The organism is Sinorhizobium americanum (genome assembly GCF_001651855.1).
Lineage (GTDB): Bacteria > Pseudomonadota > Alphaproteobacteria > Rhizobiales > Rhizobiaceae > Sinorhizobium > Sinorhizobium americanum.
Genome location: NZ_LNQC01000039.1, coordinates 34,074 through 53,241, shown reverse-complemented (window position 1 = coordinate 53,241; position 19,168 = coordinate 34,074). Strand labels below are relative to the sequence as shown.

Annotated in this window: 8 protein-coding genes; 3 read left to right on the top strand and 5 right to left on the bottom strand. The window is 63.4% G+C overall.

The features are described 5' to 3' along the window. Positions 1 to 15: 15 nt before the first annotated feature. Positions 16 to 837 (top strand): methyltransferase, TIGR04325 family, encoded by an 822-nt coding sequence (locus ATC00_RS03840; RefSeq protein WP_064252011.1) that lies wholly within the window; start codon positions 16 to 18, stop codon positions 835 to 837. Between the two features lie 31 nt (positions 838 to 868). Here ATC00_RS03840 and ATC00_RS03835 read toward each other — a convergent pair whose 3' ends face one another. After that, positions 869 to 2,575 (bottom strand): GMC oxidoreductase, encoded by a 1,707-nt coding sequence (locus ATC00_RS03835; protein WP_064252010.1) that lies wholly within the window; start codon positions 2,573 to 2,575, stop codon positions 869 to 871. A 266-nt stretch (positions 2,576 to 2,841) separates the two neighbouring features. Here ATC00_RS03835 and ATC00_RS03830 point away from each other — a divergent pair, with 266 nt between their 5' ends. Together ATC00_RS03830 and ATC00_RS03825 are read left to right on the top strand one after the other, a co-directional pair. After that, positions 2,842 to 4,020, top strand: a complete 1,179-nt coding sequence (locus ATC00_RS03830; RefSeq protein ID WP_064252009.1) for a DegT/DnrJ/EryC1/StrS family aminotransferase — start codon at positions 2,842 to 2,844, stop codon at positions 4,018 to 4,020. Continuing rightward, entirely contained in the window at positions 4,010 to 4,813 is an 804-nt protein-coding gene (locus ATC00_RS03825) for a 4'-phosphopantetheinyl transferase family protein (RefSeq protein ID WP_064252008.1), read from the top strand. The genes ATC00_RS03830 and ATC00_RS03825 overlap by 11 nt, the downstream gene beginning before the upstream one ends. Here ATC00_RS03825 and ATC00_RS03820 read toward each other — a convergent pair. From ATC00_RS03820 to ATC00_RS03805, 4 genes are read right to left on the bottom strand one after another with little or no spacing between them, the layout of a single operon-like run. Continuing rightward, a complete protein-coding gene (locus ATC00_RS03820) occupies positions 4,734 to 6,308 on the bottom strand; it encodes a glucosamine inositolphosphorylceramide transferase family protein (RefSeq protein ID WP_064252007.1) in 1,575 nt (524 codons plus the stop codon). The genes ATC00_RS03825 and ATC00_RS03820 overlap by 80 nt on opposite strands. A 23-nt stretch (positions 6,309 to 6,331) precedes the next feature. Further along, a complete protein-coding gene (locus ATC00_RS03815; protein ID WP_064252006.1) occupies positions 6,332 to 9,112 on the bottom strand; it encodes a condensation domain-containing protein in 2,781 nt (926 codons plus the stop codon). After that, positions 9,109 to 17,163 carry a hybrid non-ribosomal peptide synthetase/type I polyketide synthase gene (locus tag ATC00_RS03810; RefSeq protein WP_064252005.1) on the bottom strand — a complete coding sequence of 2,685 codons (8,055 nt, stop codon included), beginning with the start codon at positions 17,161 to 17,163 and terminating at the stop codon, positions 9,109 to 9,111. The genes ATC00_RS03815 and ATC00_RS03810 overlap by 4 nt, the downstream gene beginning before the upstream one ends. Next, entirely contained in the window at positions 17,160 to 19,106 is a 1,947-nt protein-coding gene (locus ATC00_RS03805) for a non-ribosomal peptide synthetase (protein WP_234782254.1), read from the bottom strand. The genes ATC00_RS03810 and ATC00_RS03805 overlap by 4 nt, the downstream gene beginning before the upstream one ends. Positions 19,107 to 19,168 lie beyond the last annotated feature (62 nt).

Genomic DNA, 19,168 nt, shown 5'->3' with positions numbered 1-19,168 from the left:
ACAGAGGTAGCAAAAATGCTGGGCAACGACCTTAAGAATACGGCCTATCCCTTGTTGCGCCGCGCGATGCGCGGCCTTAACCAATCGCTCACACCGTTGCGCGCGGCTGGTGGAAGACTGCGCTACCTCTCGCCCTTCCCGCAGCGATTCACCGGCGCCTACGCGACATTCGAGGAGGCGATAGCCGCCGCTCGGTCGAACGGCCTCGCCGGCTACGATCACGAGGAAATTGCCGAAGTCGCGTTCGAGCAAATGTGCAAGGTGGCACCCTGGGATTATCCCGTGCTGTTCTGGATGCGCCAGCTCGCCGGGGAGGTAGACGGGCTCGTCGATGCGGGCGGCCACATGGGCACGAAATACCGGGCGTTCCGCAATCTCATGCAATTCGACGACACCTTCCGATGGGTCGTCTATGACCTGCCGTCGATCGTCCAGGCGGGCCGGTGCAGGGCAGAGCGGGAAAATCTCCCCGGGTTGCATTTCGTGGAGCGCATCGCGGATGCCGGGCCTGTACAGCTCTTCCTGGGCTCGGGCCTCCTGCAATACCTCGACGTCCAGTTGTCGCGGCTCATCACCGAACTTCCTGTCCGCCCGCAACACGTGATTTTGAACAAGGTGGCGCTGCGCAAGGGAGGAACGGTGATCACGCTGGAGCGTATCGGGCGCGCGACGGTTCCCTACCAGATGCGCGACGAAGGCGTACTGCGCCACGACATCGAACAGCTCGGCTACACGCTTGTCGATCGCTGGACGATCCCGTCGCTTGCCCACGTGATCGAGACCCATCCGGAACTGGGCGCAAGCGAGAGCGCGGGCTTCTATTACCGGCTCGGATAACGGGTTCGCCCGGGCGTGTCGTTGCCGGGCGTCACTTGCCGGTAGCGGCGAGCTGTCGCCGCAATTCGACGACGGAGCGGCGTTCACTGCGGGCCTTCAGGTGATCGGCAAGCCGGATCGCCAGTGCAAGGACCATCAAGGTCGGGTTGGCGTGGCCCGGCGTCGGAAAGATCGAACTGCCGGCGATGAACAGGCCGTCGACGCCATGGACCATGGCATCGGGGTCGACGACGCTGACCGATGGATCGGCGCCCATGCGCGTCGTACAGGAGGGATGCGCCATGTCGGTAAAGACCGCCTTGCCCTCGTCGTTCTCGGCGATCCAGTCGGCCAAGCGGGGCGCCGGCAAGCCGTTGCGGACGAATTCCGAGGACAAACCGTGCGCCAGCCGCTTGATGCTCTCGACCTCCGTCGCGCCGATTTTCCAGTTCACGCGCGGCAACGGGGTCCCGAACAGGTCCCGCTGCTCCGAAAGCGTAACGCGGCTGTCCGCATCGAGTCTCTGTTCGGCCATCACATCGAAGCGAAGCTCGTCGCAACGGTGCAGCATTCCGCGCTTTTGCACGAGGCGGCGGAAAGCGCCCTGAGCCAGCAGGCCGGGCGATCGGAGAGCCGTGGCGAGGTCGCCGAATAGCCCGGTGCTGCCGCCCTGCGCCAGCCGTTTCACCGCCGCCCAGGGATCGCCGGCGGCATGGACCTGCACCGGATAGGTCGCGCAATTCACCAGCGCGTCGCGCCGCTGCACATGAGGACTGAGACGGATTCCATGCAGATAGAAATGCGGCCGCCCATGATGTGACAGGCCGTAGAAATTGAAGTGCCTGGCCACCTTGTCGACATCAGGCCCGACGAAACGAGCGATCGCTGCGCGAGGATGGTCGGCGAGATAGCGACCGACGACATCTCTGGAATTGCCGATGCCAGATTTCATTACCGCATTGGAGGCAAGCAGCAAGCGCGCGTTCTCGACGCCGCCTGCGCAAAGCACCACGGTCGCCGCCTGCACGGTGGCATGGACGCCCTCGACCGCGCGTACATCGAGCGAGACCACCCGTCGGGCATCCCGGTCGAGATTGATGGCTGTCACGGTGGCGCGCGTCAGCACGTCGACATTCGGCGCATCGAGATCGCGCGCGATCCGGCCGAAACGCATCGGCTCACCGCGCCGGTCGCGTTCATGGCTGAACTGCCAAAAAAAGGGCCGAAGGAGATCGGCATCAAAATCGAAGCCGTCCGGCGGCGTCTGCAGCAGGCGATACAGCCCGTCGTCATAGAGATTGGGACCGAGGTTGAGCAGGTCGGCGGCCCTGGCCAGCGCCGGCGACAGGTCCTCGCGTGTCATCGGCCAGCCGGACACCGGCAGCCACGGCCGACGCTCGAAGTCGATCTCGTCGAAGCTCGCGCACTTGCCAATCCAGGTATGCGTGCTGCCCCCGAGCGTGCGGTTGCGCAACTCGAAGGGCGCGACATCGTTCAGCCAGGCGAGGCTGCCGTTATAGCCGCGGCCAAGTGGCTCTGCGCTGGCGCGGCCGATCGGCTCTCCTATATTTTCGACAGCGTTCAGGGCTTGATGCTCCTGGCAGAGATCGGGGCCGCCGCTTTCGATCAGAAGGACACGACAGCGGCTGTTGGACAACTCGCGAGCAATCGTGATGCCCACGGGGCCGCCACCGATGAGAGCGATGTCCGCCCGGAAGCGGGTTCCCGGCGGGAAGGTGCGAAGATCGTGGATCGACATGCGCCTACTCCTGCGCGTTGAATTCCGGTGGTACCAGAAGCATCCTCGGGCCGAAATCCGCCAATATGGATAGGAGTCTAGGTGCACTACTGATTTCGGATAGTCGCGGGCTGCACACTTTGAGCAGGCCATGACCGTATGTCCATTTTGAAACGCGACACGCGCGCGACTACCCTGATACTGCGCCGGCATGCGGCAGCGGTCTCTCTTGTCTGGAACGCCGATGGTCGGCGGCGACGGGACCGGCGCGGATCGGAGAACAAGGGATGGCGCGCGTAGGGTTGAGGGAATGGCTGGCAGTTGCACCTGTCTTCGCGTCGGGAAAGCTGGCGCGATTCAGCGGTGACGGCAAGAGTCCACTGACGCGGTTCGAAGCTGACTTCTCGGAGAAATTCGGCGTCAGGCACACGTTGACGGTCAGCAGTGGAACGGGCGCGCTCATCGCCGCGCTCGCAGCCTGCGGCGTGGGACCCGGCGACGAGGTGCTCGTTCCGGCCTATACCTGGATTGCGACAGCTGCAGCGGCGATCGCCGTAGGCGCGGTTCCGGTCATTGTCGACATCGACGAGACCCTGACGATGGATCCGGCGGACATTCTGCGCAAGCTTACCCCACAGACAAAGGCGATTGTTCCCGTGCACATGGCAAACATGGTTTGCGACATGAGCGCGATCCTGGGGATCGCGCGAAAGCACGATCTGATCGTGGTCGAGGATGCCTGTCAGGCAGTGGGGCTCACCTACCGTGGAGTGCGTGTGGGAACGATCGGCGATGCAGGCGCCTACAGTTTCAACCAGTTCAAGAACATCAACATCGGCGAGGGGGGCGCGATCGTGACCGATGACGACCGTCTCTTTGCCCGCGCACGCATGTACCACGATATCGGAGCGCTATTCCGCGGCCACCTCGACAATTACAACGAACCATCGATGGTCGGCATAAATCTCAAGGCCAGCCAGATCCAGGGCGCCATGCTCAACGTCCAGCTGAAGAAACTCGATCCTATGATCCGCCGCATGCGGGTGCGTTACGATGCGATGGCGGAGATTCTCGACAGCACGGGGTTCAGGCTGGGCCCGCACAATGACCAGGAGAACGCTGCCGGGCTGCACCTCCTCTTCGATACCGCCGAGGAAGCACAAACGTTCGCCGCCGAGAATAAGCGGGGCGTCTACCGTCTCTTCGATTCCAGTCGGCACGTCTATACCAACTGGCTGCCGATCATTGAGCAACGCACCGCCAATCCCAGAATGAACCCCTATTCCTGGGCTGCGCGGAAGATCGAATATACGCCCGACAGCTGCGCGAAATCGCTCGACATCCTCAAGCGGACCTGCCGAGTGAGTCTCGGCGAAAACTACCCCCTGGCGGTAATGACCTATCTCGCCAGACGCATGCGGCGCCAGGGCGCGGCATCAAAGGGGGGACTGGCCTATGCGACCTAGCCTCGAGCGCATTGGCCCGAGTACCATCGACATCTGGCAGTGGAGCATCGCGGCCGAGGCGACGCAGGCCGAGGCGCATCTTCCGCTGCTCAGCGCCGTCGATCGTGCCCGCGCGTCACGGTTCATCCACGCCCATGACCGGCATCGCTTCATCGTCGGCCGTGCCGGGCTGCGTCTCGTGCTCAGCCGCTACCTTCACATCCCGCCGGCACGCATCGGACTCGCCTACAATGCCTTCGGCAAGCCGCGCATCGCCGCGGCGATGGTCCCGGAGTTGCACTTCAATCTAAGCCACAGTGCCGATGTCGCCATGCTGGCTGTGTCGGACCACTATCCCGTCGGCCTCGATATCGAGGAAATCAAGCCGCTGAAGGAAGATGTCGCCACCCATTTCTTCTCGCCTCGCGAGTGCGCCGAACTGGCCGCTTTGCCGGCTGAGCATTATCTCGCGGGCTTCTATCGCTGCTGGACACGCAAAGAGGCTTTCGTGAAGGCGCACGGCGCTGGCCTCTCCCTGCCGCTCGATGCCTTTGACGTGACAGTCGGCGCCACCGAACCGCCACGGCTCGAGCGACTGGACGGCGACATGGACGCACCATCGAACTGGAGCCTGCTGGAACTGATGGCGCCGGAGAACTTTCATGGCGCCGTTGCGGCCCTGACGATCGGCAACACGGTGCGCCTGCGCTATCGCAGAGAGGACGTCTTCCAGATCAGGACGTCAATCGCGCATCCAGCACATAGCGGTCGCCTGCCGCATCGAAATGGTGGCAGCCCACCAATCCAGGCTTGAAGTCGGGCTCGATCGTGCGCACGCACTTCTCGCTGTAGGTGTCGAGATCCAGTTGCTCGATTTCCATGATATTCAGCCCGTAGCCGTAGATCCCATGCGCATTGCGTTGCGAGGGGCGGAACACACGATCGTCGCGCGCGAAGATTCGCCCGGCGTTCCGGGCGAAGGTACTGCCGATCACCACCGGATTGCGCCGATGCGGCGTGATGCGCGATAGCGCCGGCCCGTCGACTTCGAAGATGTGCAGCTCGCTGCAGTGATCTTCGTAGGCGTGGTATTCCGACAGGTTAGTGAAGAGCCACCAGCGGTCGGCGTGGCGGGTCAGCACGCTGTCGGCCGCCGACAAGCCGTTGAGCGCCGTCGAATGCAGCTCCCACTTCAACGGGAACTCCACGCAGCGCCAGATCTCGATCCGCTTCGATTGGTGCGTTTCCGGCATCATGAAGATCTCGCCGCCATCGCGAAAGACGAAGGGGTATGACAGGTGATAGTGGCAATCGAGGGCAATGCCTATGGGCTCCAGCCGGTCGCCGTCGAGCCGTCCCACGGCGATATGCGCCTTGCGATCGCCATTGGCATAGGCCTCGTAGAACAGATAGCAGGCGCCCTCGTGTTCGAGCAGGAATGGATCGGCCCTGATGTCATCGCGGGTCGAGGGAATTTCGACCGAGCCGCGCGGCTCGAAACTGTCGATTCGGCCGCTTCCGGTGTAAAGCGTCCAGACCGCTGATCCCGATCCCGTCTTCTTCTGAACCGCCTTGAACGCACGCCCGGCAAGTCGGCCGGTGAGGCCGCCCACGTATTTGACGAGTTCTCCGGTCGTCGGCGGCGCGGTGTCGGGCGATGGGCGCGGCGTCGACCGCAATTCGGTCGAATCCGCCAGGCGCGACAGTTCGCGCATCAGCAGGGTGGCCGCGCGCTCCTTGACGAAATTGATGTTCCGGAGCGCACTGAACTTGATGTTGAAGGATGAGGCGGCGATTTCGCCCACGCCGGCGCCAAACCGGACATAGAGGGAGAGATCAACGCAAGCCGCGTTGCGGGCAATCTCGCGATAGCTGAACCATTCGCAGCCCCTCGCCTTCTGGTCCGAAAACGAGAACGCCCATTCGCCGTAGCGCAAATGCCCGACGGCATCGTCGGGCATTCCGTTCGGAGACATGCGGATGACGAGGTCAAGCCCGAGCTCGGCGATTTGCGCCTGTATGGCACCCGGCGTCGCCTGTGCAAGTGGCACGATGCGCTGCTTGCGCGCCTCGAAATTGCAGGGGCTGTACGGCGCCTGCCTTCCCAGCGTCTTCTCCTCGAAGCCATAGGCCAACTTCAGGAGTGTCGAGGGAGCGGTCCGCAATCCCCGAGGCCTGTCGATCAAGATCGCGGTCAGGGCATAGCGGCGGTCCGCTATGATGCGGTCGAAGACCATCAGTTGCCAGTTCTCGAAGTCTACGGCATCCGCGAGGATTCCAATGCGCAGCGGGTGGCTCAAATCGCGCATGGTGGTGCTCTCCACGTCGGTGATCAATTATTGCCACGGCCGCCGAAACGATGTGTGGCAATGGCGGCAAGTGCTTTGATACTGTTGCTGTTGAGACTGTCTTCATGCCACCCCTCGAGGTCGAAGACCTCCGTGTCGGGGGCAACGGCCTCGCCCCAGCCGAACAGGAGCTTGCGCGCCCGCGGATGGTTCGCCTCGCTGCGGAAAAGCAGGACCGGATTGCCGTCCGCCTGCGCAGGACGATAGTTGCGAGCCGCATCGACGAGCAGGTCGGTCACCCTTGCATTGATCTCTTCCTCGTCCGAGTAGGTGCCTGCCTGCAAACCGATGCGTTTCATCAGGCCTAGGCCGAAATTGAACTCCCGGAGATAGTCGACCAGGCGGATGCGGCCGACCAACAGCTTGCGGGTGAAATAGCTGAGCCGCTTCAGACGCCGCTCGCCGTTCCAGCGCAGTCGGCGCAGCTTCGGTTGGGAGCGCACGAACCCGGGTGCCCAAGCGTCTATCACCGCAGTGAAGCGCAAGTCCGCGCCGCGCTCACGTAGCTGCCTGGCAACTTCCATGGCAAGCACGCCGTTGACGCAGAGCCCCATGATGGCAATCGGTCCCTTGACAATATCGGCATCCATCCGGTCGACGACGCGGCGTGCAATGTCCTCGAAGGACATCGACGCAAGCCTTCCGTCGAGATCTCCGCTGAACATGTTGGCGTTGTAGACCGACACAGCGCCGTCGAGTTCATTGGCGAGCCGATAATAGAGAAAAGGGTGGTTCAGAGTGTAGAGCGAGCACGGGCCCGTGCCCTCTCGGCAGAGGGTGACGGTCCAGGGATTGTCGTCTTTCGTTGCCGCATCGCCATCGTCGGCCCCGTCGAAGATCGCAGCGGCAAAACCGCCAAAGGTCGGTTCCTTGAATAGCAGTTCCAGGTCCGCTTTCCGGCCGAGCTTCGAACGCACCGCCGACAACATGCGCAAGGCGAGCAGCGAGTGGCCGCCGAGCAAAAAGAAGTTGTCGCCGGGCCCTATTTCCGGGACATCGAGCACATCCGACCAGATGGCCGCGAGCGCCTTCGTCCTTTCGCCCACCGGCATGCCGATCCTCCCCGCGGCGGGCGCGACCTGCACCGTCGGCGCGGATTTGACGGGAACCGTTAGCGCATCACGATCAACCGTGCCGTCGGCCTTGCGCGGCAGGTTCAGGAGCACACTGATGCCTTGCGGCATCGCTGGGGTCGCCAGCTGCGACCGGAGATAGGACATGAGCGTCTCGGGCAGTCGGTCGAGCGGCTCGATCAGGCTCGGAGCAGGCGTCACGAAGGCGTAGCTGCCCTTGCCGTCGTCGGTTGGCACCACGGCCGCGGCAGCAACCGAGGGATGGCCGGAGAGGATTTGCTCCGCGACCGCGACCAACGGAAGGAGTTTCGACTGCGGGAATATCTCCCGTTCAGGCATCGTCAACGAGGACAGCAATGCGGAGGGGTGCTCCAGCGCGACCTCGTAGACCTGTTGCCAGAGATCGAGCAAGCCTTCGATGGTGCGTCGCTCGAAGAGGTCGACATTGTATTCGATCGACATGCGCCAGCCGCTTGGGCGGCCGATCATCATGAAGCTGAGGTCGTAGATTACGCCCGGCGACTGCGACGGCGCGCTGATGAGTTCGAGGCCGCCATAGCGCTGGTCCTCGAGAAACGCCTTCTGGAGATTGAAGTTGACGGAAATGAGTGGATTGCGCGAGGGATCTCGCACCGGGTTGACCATCTCGACGAGCTTGTTGAACGGCATGCGGTGATTATTGAGCGCCGCCGTCACGATCTCGCTTGCCGAGCGCAGGTGGTCGGCAAAAGTCATGTCACCGGAAAAATCGAAGCGCAACACGATGTTGTTGATGAAAACGCCAATCAGGTTTTCCAGATCGGTGTCGTCGCGCCCGGCCACCTGGGAGCCGAAGAGGACCTTGTCGGCAACGGCGTAGCGATGGAGCAGCGCGCTTACCACGGCAGCACCGAAACTGTAGAGGGAAACGCGATGCTGCCGCGCGGCGGCATCGATGCGCTCGCTGAACTCGACCGGTTTCGCGACGGACAGAATGGAGCCACGTGTCGTCTTGACGGGTCCTCTCGGATGGTCTGGCACGACCTCGAAATAGGGCGCGCCTTCGAGACGCTGACGCCAGAACTCCTTCTCCGCCTCGAATCCATAGCTTTTCAGATACTCGCTCTGCCAGAGCGAGAAGTCGCCATACTGCAATGGCAATTCCGGGAGGGCAGGCGTCCGCCCGGCGTCGATCGCCGCCGAGATCTCGCCGACCTCCCGCCCAAGCACACGGATCGACCAACCGTCGAAACAACTCTGGTGGGCGGTGATCAGCAGGAAGGCGCGGTCGTTCTCCACCATCAGCAGCGAGACGCGGAAAAGGCAAGGCTGACTGAGGTCGAACGGCGCGCGCGCCGTCTCCTCGCCGATCGAAAGGATGCGGGCCTCGCGCTGATCGGCCGGCACGTTCCTGAGATCGATCACCGACATACGGAAATCGACCTGGTCGACGACCTGCTGGCACGGACGGCCGCCAACTTCGACGAAACGGGTGCGCAGGATCTCGTGACGCTGGATGACGGTGCGGAACGCCGCCTCAATCGTCGACGAGCGGATCGCGCCACGCACCTCCCAACGCACCGCGACGTTGAGCGCGGGATTGCCGGGCTTCATCTGATCGAGGATCCAGCAGCGCAATTGTGTCTGCGAGCAGGGAAATTCGGCGACGACCGTCGGTGCGGCTGTTGGAGCTGCCTGGTTCGTTTCCTTCATGCCCGTGTCACCTGTTCGATGGGGCGGCGCGCGCCATTGCGGAAATCCCTTAACGAGGGAACATTCGGATGGGGCAGCGTCGCATCAACTTCGTTGCGCGCCTCGGCGAAGGCCGCGAGTTCCGCCACCGAGGGATGCATCATCAAATGCTTCGCCTCGAGTTCGAGGCCGCTGTCCAGCATGCGCGCAGCGATGCGGAAGATGACGAGAGAGTCGGCGCCAAGCGCGTAGAGATTGTCCTCGACGCCAATATCGTCGGAGTTCAGCACCTCGCGCCAGATGGTGCAGAGCCGCTCCTCCATCGGCGTACGGGGAGGCACCCGAATCACGGTCGCTGCGCGCTGCGGCAAGCCCCGTTGCTCCAGCGCCTTCCGGTCCAACTTGCCGTTGGCCGTCTGCGGGAGCGCCTCATCGAATGCCCAGAAGGTCGGAACCATGTGGGCAGGAAGGTTGGATTCCGCATGGGAAGAGAGTTGCGCGTTGCTCGGGGGGCTGCCGCCTTCCTCGGCCACGAGGTAGCAGACGAGGTGCTTTTCTCCCCGGCCGTTTTGCGCCGCAACGACAGCGCATTGGCGAATACCGGGTGCGCGCGCCATGACGGCCTCGATATCGCCGAGTTCGATGCGGAAGCCGCGCAGTTTGATCTGTTGGTCGCGGCGGCCGAGCAATTGCAGGGTGCCATCGGCAAGCCGCCTGCCGACGTCACCCGTCCGATACAAGCGCTGTGACGCGCCGGTACCGATGTCGATCTCGACAAAGGCTTTTTCCGTGAGGTCGGGACGATCAAAGTAACCGTTCGCCAATCCCTCGCCGCCGATGTGCAACTCTCCCGTAATTCCGATCGCCGCAATACGGCCGGTTTGGTCGAGAATATGAAGCTGCGTGTTGGCAATCGGGTGACCGATCGTGATCGGCCTGTCGACGGTGTCGACCTTCCCGACGGAGGACCAGATCGTCGTCTCCGTCGGTCCGTACATGTTCCAGAGTTCGCCGCCCGTGGCGAGCAAGGTTTCGGCCAGCGCCTTCGGCAGCGGCTCGCCGCCACAAAGCATCTTGAGACCGGGGCGCTTGAGGCCCGCTTCCACAAGCATCTGCCACAGCGTCGGCGTCGCCTGGAGCACGGTGGCATTGCACTGCTCGACGAGGCGTACGAGCGCGAAGCCGTCCCGCACCGCCTGGCGGCCCGCCAGAACGACGCGCCCCCCGGTGATCAGCGGTAGATACAACTCCAGGCCTGCGATATCGAAGGAGATCGTCGTCACGGCGACGATGGTGTCGCGGTCGGTCAGACCCGGTTCCTTCTCCATCGACACCAGGAAGTTGACCAGCGCCCTGTGCGACACTTCCACCCCTTTGGGTGCCCCTGTGGAACCCGACGTGAAGATGACATAGGCGGCCGCCGCCGTGTCGGCGGGCAGCTTTGGTGCCCTTCGGACGGCGGCGATGGCGTCGGCGTCGGTGTCCAGCCGAATGGCTGGGAGCTGAGGTCCTGCGAGCCCCGCGGACTTTTCGCTATCGCATATGATGGCCGCCACGCGTGCGATCTCAAGCGTCTGGGTGAGCCGGTTTTCCGGGTGCGCTGGATCGAGCGGCACATAAGCATGCCCGGATTTCATGATGGCGAGCAACGCAACGACCATCTCGAGCGAGCGCTCGACCAGAACGGCGATCCTCAGACCGGGGTTGGGCACTACCTTTTGGATATAGGCAGCGAGTTGGTCGGAACGGCGATCGAGTTCGGTGTAGGTCAGGGCCTGACCGTCGTGCTCGACGGCGACTGCATGCGGCTGGGCCTTCACCTTATCCGCAAACAGCGAGAATACGAAGGCGTCGCGGTCATAGTCCGCCGCGCTGTCGTTGAGCGTGTGGACCAGCCAGTTTTTCTCGCTCGCGCGCATCAACGGAAGCTCGTCGATCGGCTTGGCTATGTCCTCGGCAAGCGCCTCGACAAGGGTGACGAGATGGCCGATCCAACGTTCGACCGTAGCTCTATCGAAGACTTCGGCATTATAATCGACGTCGATGCGCACGCCCTGCGGGCCCTCGGTCAGGTTGAAGAACATGTCGAAGTTGGAAAAGGCCTTACCGTTCGAGGCGATCCGCGTCTCAAGGCCACCGAAGTGCAGATTTTCCGGCACTCTCTCCAGGTTGAACTGGATCTCGGTCAACGGCAGGCGGTGCATGTCGCGCTTGATGTTGAGCTTCCGCACCAGGGTGCCATAGGTGTAGTCCTGATGCTCGAAGGCATTGATCACGAGTTGTTGCGTGGCTTTCAGGTGTGCGTCGAACCGCATGCCTGCATCCACCCGCTGGCGCAGCGGCAGCAGGTTGACGCAATGACCTACGAGCGTCTGGCCGCCGAGCAGGCTCTGGCCGGCCGAGGGTACGGCGACGACGATGTCGTCCTGCCCGGAAAGACGGGCGATCACCACCTGAAGAGCTGCAAGCAGAGTCGAGAACAACGTGGCGCCGGCCCTGGCTCCAGCTTTCTTCAGAGCCTTGTAGGCGTCGGCTCCAATCTGTCCATGCACGGTACCGCCGGAAAAATTCCGCCGCTCGGGCCGAGGACGATCGAGCGGCAGGTCCGGAAGGTCCGGGACCTCGGCAAACTGATCGAGCCAGAAGCGCTCGGTCGCGTTCGACATTTCCGTCTTTGGAGCAAGTTCCGTGGCATAGGTCGCGTAGGACAGGGCCGCGGGCAGATCTGGGGTCGCGCCACGGACGAGGGCGGAATAGGCGCTCGCCAGTTCCTCGACGAGAACATTGACCGACCAGCCGTCGCACACGATGTGATGAGCGGTGAACACCAGCCGGTGGCTCTGAGGTTCCATGCGCAGTATGCATGCACGGGCGAGCGGACCTTCGGCCAGATCGAAGGGTGTGCGTGCCTCGTCTTCGACGAACCGGGCGAACAGCGCTTCACGATCGGTATCCCCGAGGAGATCGGCGCCGCCGACATCGAGATCGAAATCAGGGATGAACTCGAAATGGTCTCCCGCTCTGCCGAACCGGATCTGCAGGGCGTCGTGCCGCGCGACAACGGTCTTGAGGGCTTGGCGAAGCTTGTCTTCGTCAAGCGGCCCATCGATTGTCATCGTGAAGGATTCGTTGAACGCGCATGAGGCGCCGTCCCCGGCTTGCGCCGCCAGCCAGATCTCCTTCTGGGCCTCCGTCAAAGGAGCCGTCGAAACGCGGGCAGCCCGCGGGATCGACGTCTGCGGTGGGGAGGCCACCTCCGCGGAAGGCGTACCGAAAATGCCGACTGCCTGAAAAGCATCAAGGCTTTCACGGAACGCGGCAGCGATCGCTTGGAAATCCGCTTCGCTATGGGCCGTCGTGAGGAAGCAAGGGTACCCGTCCTGGATGTGAATGCCGAGCATGCGCATCTTGGCATAAATCAACGCGCCCAGCGGATCGTCCCTGCCGAAATCGGTGACGAACCAGCTCTTGTAGCTTTGTACGACATTGGGGATGCCGCGCCGCGCAAGGTCGGCGTTGACCTCGGCCACCAGCCCCTCGGTGCGTTCGGCCACCCGTCCATACAGCGCGGCGCCGTCGCCCTTGATATGCTGGAGCACGGCACGGGCCGCAGCGAGGACCACCGGATGGCGAACGAATGTCCCCGCGCAAAAGGTCGGTGCCGTCGTCGGCACGGAATCGTCGCCGTAGTTCCAGTGGCCGCCGTCGAGCGCATCCATGAACCGGCTGTCGCCGACCAGAAGGCCGATCGGCATGCCGCCGCCGACAACCTTGCCGTAGGTCGCCATGTCGCCCTTGATGCCCCAGATCGCCTGCATGCCGCCGGGATCAACCCGGAAACCGGTGACGACCTCGTCGAAGACGAGCGCGAATTCTGACGTCGTTGCTATCTCCCGCAAGGACCTTACGAACGCCTCCGGACGCAGCTCCGGATGCCTGCTCTGCACCGGTTCGATGATGACCGCTGCAATTTCTCCGGCATTTGCGCGAATCCAGTCGAGGCTCTCGGCGTCGCCATAGCGCAGCACGGTCATGTTGGTGACGGAGGCCGCCGGAATCCCCGCCGCAACCGGCAGCGCGACAGGTGTACCACCGCGATTCCTTCCCTTGACCAGAACCTCGTCGAACTGGCCGTGATAGTCGTTGCCGAAAACGACGATCCGGTCACGGCCGGTGACCGTGCGGGCGACGCGCATCGCGGCCATCACCGCTTCCGATCCGGTGTTGCAGAAGGTCACGCGCTCATGTCCGGTCATCGCCGCAACCAGCTCGGCGACCTCGCCGGCAAGCGGCGTCTGCGGACCGATGGCGAAACCCGCATCCACCTGGGACTTGATCGCCTCGGCCACGAAGTCGGGCGCATGGCCGAAGGCCGTCTGCCCCATGCCGTTGACCAAGTCGATGTATTCGTTGCCATCGATGTCCCAGATGCGGGAAGCCCTCGACCGATCGGACACGATCGGGAAAACGATCTCCTTCCAGTCCTGCCGGAAACCGGCGGCCGTGCGCGGATCGGCAAGCCATCGCCGGTTCCGGTCCGTGAAGCTCTTCGATTTTGGATTGCGCGCGCCATAGGCAGCGATCAGCTCGGTCACGAAGGCTTGCTTCTCGGGCGTCATCTCGGAAGCCGCGCTCTTGGTACCTGGGCTGTAAAGCTTGATACGCTGCGCGCCGACATCGCCATCGCCCACGGTCCGTGCGGCTTCCGGCGTCGACGGCGCCGGCTGCAGCTCTGGCACAGGCATAGGCTGAACCGTCGTGACAACGGGTGCTGCCGGGGACAGTGAGCGCTCCGCGGTACCCGCCTGCAAGACCTGGAGCTGCTGCGAGAGGATCGACTGCACCATCAGAAGCTGCGACTGCATGATCCCTTCAAGACCACTTGCGCTCGCGGGTTGCACGCTCGCCGTCGGTGCGCTGAAAACGGCAGTCGGAGCGGACAACGCCGGCGGTGGCATGGTGATCGGCGCGGCAGTGGCGGGTTCCGCGACCACCGGTTGGGTCGATGTTTCCGGTTCTGGCGGCAGTTGCTCGTCAAGGTGGCGCGCCAGATCACGGACAGTTGGGATATTGCTCAGCAATTCGCGGAAGGAGAGTTTAATCTTGTAATCCTTCTCGATCCGCTGCGCGAACTGTCCGATGAACAGGGAATCCAAACCCAGCTCCAGGAAGGTCGCAGTCGACTCCCCTGCCCCGAGCGCCTCACCGGACATGTCGGCCAAGACGGTCAACAACGAGGCTTCGAGCTTCGGAGCGCGGCTGGCCGCGGGTACTGGTTTGACGACTTCCATGGTTGGATTTCCCTCGGTCGATGTGGCTTCCACAATGGATGCAGGTGTCTCGGCAGTCTGTGCTGATGCCGCCGGGGCGCGGTCGCCGGCGCGCCGGACCGATGGCGGTGCATCGATCCAGTGCCGCTGACGCTGGAATGGATAGGTCGGCAGAAGCAGCTTTTCCGGCTGCGCCCCGGGTTTTTCCGGCCAGTTGAGATCGCAGCCCGCCATCCAGAGCTTGCCATGCGCCTCGGCAAGCGTCTCGCTCGCGGCATGGGCGCGATCGTGTTCCGGCAGCGACTGCACGATCGCATGGGTGGCGTCACGGCTCAGTGTCTGCGCGGCAAAGACCGAGAGGGTGCGCCCTGGGCCGACCTCGAGCAGCACCGGCTTCTGATCCCGGCTCAGCGTTTCGAGGCCCTGCGAAAACCGCACCGCCTCGCGGCAATGACGCGCCCAATAGTCCGGCGACGTGCCCTGATCTCCTGTTTGCCAGCTGCCGCTGACACAGGAGATATATGGCAGGTTCGCCGTTCCGTAGGTGACCTTGGCGGTTTCCTCGCGCAGTGCGTCGGTCACTCCGTCCATCATCGCGGAATGGAAGGCATGCGAGGTGTGCAAGCGGCTGTAGGCGACCCCGGATGCCTCAAGGGTCGCGCAGGTCGCGTCGACGCCGGCGAAAGTCCCGGAAATGACGCAGAGCTTGGGCGCATTTATCGCAGCGATCTCCACATCGTCGCTCAGGTGCGTCGTCACTGTCTCGACGTCCGCGCGCACGGAGACCATCGCGCCCTGCGGCTGCGCCTGCATGAGACGACCGCGGGCGGCCACCAGGCGCAGGCCATCCTCGAAGGAGATGACATTGGCGAGCGTCGCGGCAACGAACTCGCCGACGCTATGTCCGATCATCGCACTTGGCTTGAGCCCCCTGCTCATCCACAACCGGGCCAGCGCGTATTCGACCAGATACAGGCAGGGTTGGGCAATCCGCGTCTCGCGCTGCTCATCTGCCATCGCCTGCGAGACTGCGCCGGCATGACAGATGAAATCGCGTAGGTCGGTCTTGAGGGACGCACGCAGCAATTCGGTGCCGCGATCGATCCAGCGCGTGAATTCCGGCTCACGCTCGTAAAGCACGGCGCCCATTCCGACATATTGCGAGCCCTGTCCCGGGAACATGAAGACGATGGGCGGGCGATCGGAGGCGACGGCGCTTGCCACGCGCTCTGACCCTAGGCGCTCGACCGCGTCGCCGACGCTGTCGGCGACGATCGCCGAGCGATGCGCGAACACCCGGCGGCCTGTCTGAAGCGTATGGGCGACACTCGCCAATGCGCCATCAGGCATCTTTTGAAGATGGTCTCGCAGGTTGAGGCGCATCGCCGCCAGCGCCGCTTCGTTACGCGCCGACAGGGGGAGAATGAACGGGCCGCGGGCGAGATCGCCCTCCGGCGCCCTGTGGACCGGCGCCTCCTCGACGACGACATGGACGTTGGTCCCGCCGACCCCGAAGGAGCTGACGCCCGCCCGTCTTGGCCCCCTCCCCTCCGGCCAGTCGGTCATCTTTGTGGGAATGTAGAACTGGCTCCCGTCGAGTTCGATGCGAGGATTGGGGCGCGTGAAGTTGTGCAGACCAGGAATCTTTGCGTGCTGGAGCGCCAACGCCGCCTTGATGAGTCCCGTGACGCCGGCCGCGGCATCGAGATGGCCGACCGTACCCTTCACCGACCCGAGTGCGCATGGCCACCGCCGCTCGCCCGTGTCGCCAAAGGCCGTCCGCAGACCTGCAAATTCAATGGGATCGCCAAGCGGCGTCGCCGTGCCGTGGCATTCGACATAGCCGATGGTCGTGGGATCGACGTCGGCGCCCGCCAGCGCCGCACCAATGGCCTCGGCCTGGCCAGCCACGCTCGGCGCTGTGAAGCCGACCTTCTCCGATCCGTCGTTGTTGACGCCATAGCCGCGGATCACCGCGAAGATTTGGTCGCCGTCACGAAGCGCATCCTCCACCCGCTTTAGAAGTACGACGGCCGCGCCGCTGCCAAAGACCGTCCCGGCGGCCCGTTCGTCGAAGGGACGGCAAATTCCATCGGGCGACACCATGCCGCCCTCCTGATAGAAATAGCCGCGCCGCTGCGGCACTGTGATCGACACGCCACCGGCGAGCGCCATGTCGCAACTGTAGGTCAACAGGTTCTGGCAGGCCTGCGATACCGCCAGCAGTGACGTCGAGCAGGCCGACTGAATGGTGATGGCGGGCCCGCGCAGGTCAAACTTGTAGGCAATCCGGGTCGCCAGGGCATCCGTCAGGGACCCGACGATCTGCTGGAAGCAACCGATCTGGTAGTTGGACGTGAACTCCTCCGCCTTCGCCCGCTCTCCGAGGACGTTGTTGATGAGGTAGGTGGGCATCGAAGCGCCGGCAAATACGCCGACAAGTCCGGGATATCTCTGTGGATCGTAGCCGGCGCGTTCCAGCGCCTCCCAGCAGATCTCCAGGAAGAACCGATGTTGCGGATCGGTGACTGCCGCCTCCCGGGGAAACATGCCGAAGAACTCGGCGTCGAACAGCTCGATGTCTGGCAGCTGCGGGCGGGCGGGCACGTAATTGGCGCTACCGCGCTCCTCGTCGGTGAAGGCGTCTTCGAGCTCATCCGGTTTCAGCTTGGAAAATGCATCGCGACCCTCGCAGATCATCTGCCACAGGGCTTCTACCGAAGGTGCTCCGGGAAAGCGGCCGGACATACCGATGATGGCGACGCCGGAAAGGTCGCCGTCTGCTTCGCCAATCGCTCTCATGAAGCACTCCCGCGAAATTGAGACATGGTCTTGCGCCGAAGCGCGGCTCGTTCCGCCGGTGACATTGCCCGCGCGCCGGCAATGGCTCTGTCATCGAGAAAGCGCGCCAGCCCGCTGATCGTCGGATGCTCGAAGAGCGCGACGACGTCGACCGGTCGGCCTAGGTTGCTTTCGAGCGCTGCATGGATGCGCATCAACTGAAGCGAGGTCCCGCCGAGATCGAAGAAATTGCGATCGAGTTCCACCGCCTGGATACCGAGAACAGTCCGCCACAGATCAAGCAGGACCGCCTCGGTCTGGTTCGTGATCGGTACCGTTGCCGTTGGTGCAGCATCGACGGGCAGGGGCAGCTTGGATCGGTCGACCTTCCCGGATTGATGCAGCGGGAGCTGGTCAAGCACAGTGACGACGCTCGGGATCATGTAGGCCGGCAAGGCGTTGCGCAGCCGCTCCATCACCCCACGTACCAACTCGGCGGCATCTGCGGCCGCGCCGCCCTGTGGGCAGATGTAGCCGAGGATTCGCTTGTTCTGCGGACCGAGCGTCTGGCAAATGACGACGCCGTCGGCAAGGCGCGGGTCGCGCCGGAGCGCGGCCTCGATCTCGTCGAGCTCGATGCGCTTGCCGTTGAGCTTGATCTGTCGATCAACTCTGCCCTTGAACCGAGCCGACCCGTTTTCATCCAGGACGGCCAGGTCGCCGGTCAAATAACCTCGAAGAGGCCCCTCCGGCGCTTCGATGGTGACAAACCGCTCCGCCGTCAGTTCCGGCCGCTTGAAATACCCGATGGCAACGCCGTCACCCGTCAGCATCAGTTCGCCCTCGACACCGGCCGGAACCGGACGAAGCTCTTCGTCGACGATCAGAATGCCGGTATGCTCCACGACCCGACCAATCGGCACGTCGTTGCCGTCGAAGCCTGCCGGTATGTCGAAGGTGGTGGCGAGAACGGTGATCTCGGTGGGCCCGTAGGCGTTGGTCACCCTGCAGTCGGGACATGTTTTCTGAAAGCGCCGTACATGTTCGACAGAGGCGACTTCGCCGCCGAAGAACATGTGGCGCAATGACGGCAGGGCCGAACCGGGGTAGTCGGCAAGCAGGTTGAAGAGCCCTGTTGTCAACAGCGCGACCGTGACGCCATTCTCGCCCACGACATCGCGCAGGCGGGCGACTGAAAAGTTGCCGTCTGGCAGGATTGCAAGCGTGCATCCATTTGTCAGGGCGCACCAGAGCTCGAAGGTGGAGGCGTCGAATGCGATCGTCGCGGCGTGCAGCATGACGTCGTTTTTAGTGAGCTTGATATAGTTCTGGTCCAGCGCCAGCCGCGCAATACCGCGGTGCGCGATGGCAACGCCCTTCGGTCGGCCGGTAGAGCCAGACGTGAACATGACATAGGCCATGTCGCCGCCGCCAACGGTGACCTCCGGCCGGATCTCGTCCGCGGCGACAGTCAATTTCTGAAGCAGCGCGAACATATCGACGACCGCCCCCCTTGCGTTCGGGACCGAGCGGATCGTCCGGACCGTCTCGCGATCGACGAAAACGACCTTCGGCTCGCATTCGCCGATGACATAGTCGAGGTGCTCAATGGGGAAAGTCGTGTCCAGCGGCAGGTAGGCAGCCCCGGCCTTCAGAATCGCCAGCATGGCCATGATCGTTTCCGGCGACCGCGGCACGAACAAGCAGACGATGTCGCCTTTCTGGACGCCTTCCCGGATGAGATAGGCCGCTAGACGGTCCGAAAGTCGTTCAAGTTCACCATAGGTGATCGTGCGCCCCTCAAAGACCAGAGCGACCGACGTTGGATTTGCCGCGGCGTGCTCTGCAATGATCGAGGGAATCGAGCGGTCCCGATCATAATGCATGATCACTTCGGAGCGCGGCTCCGCCGGTCGGGCGGCGGGGAATTTTTCCTCTGTCACGGAAACACGCAACTCCGTCATTGGCGATCTCCTGTCCCTTCCCGTCTCCACGCAGCGCCGAATGCGGTGGTCCCACGCGACTG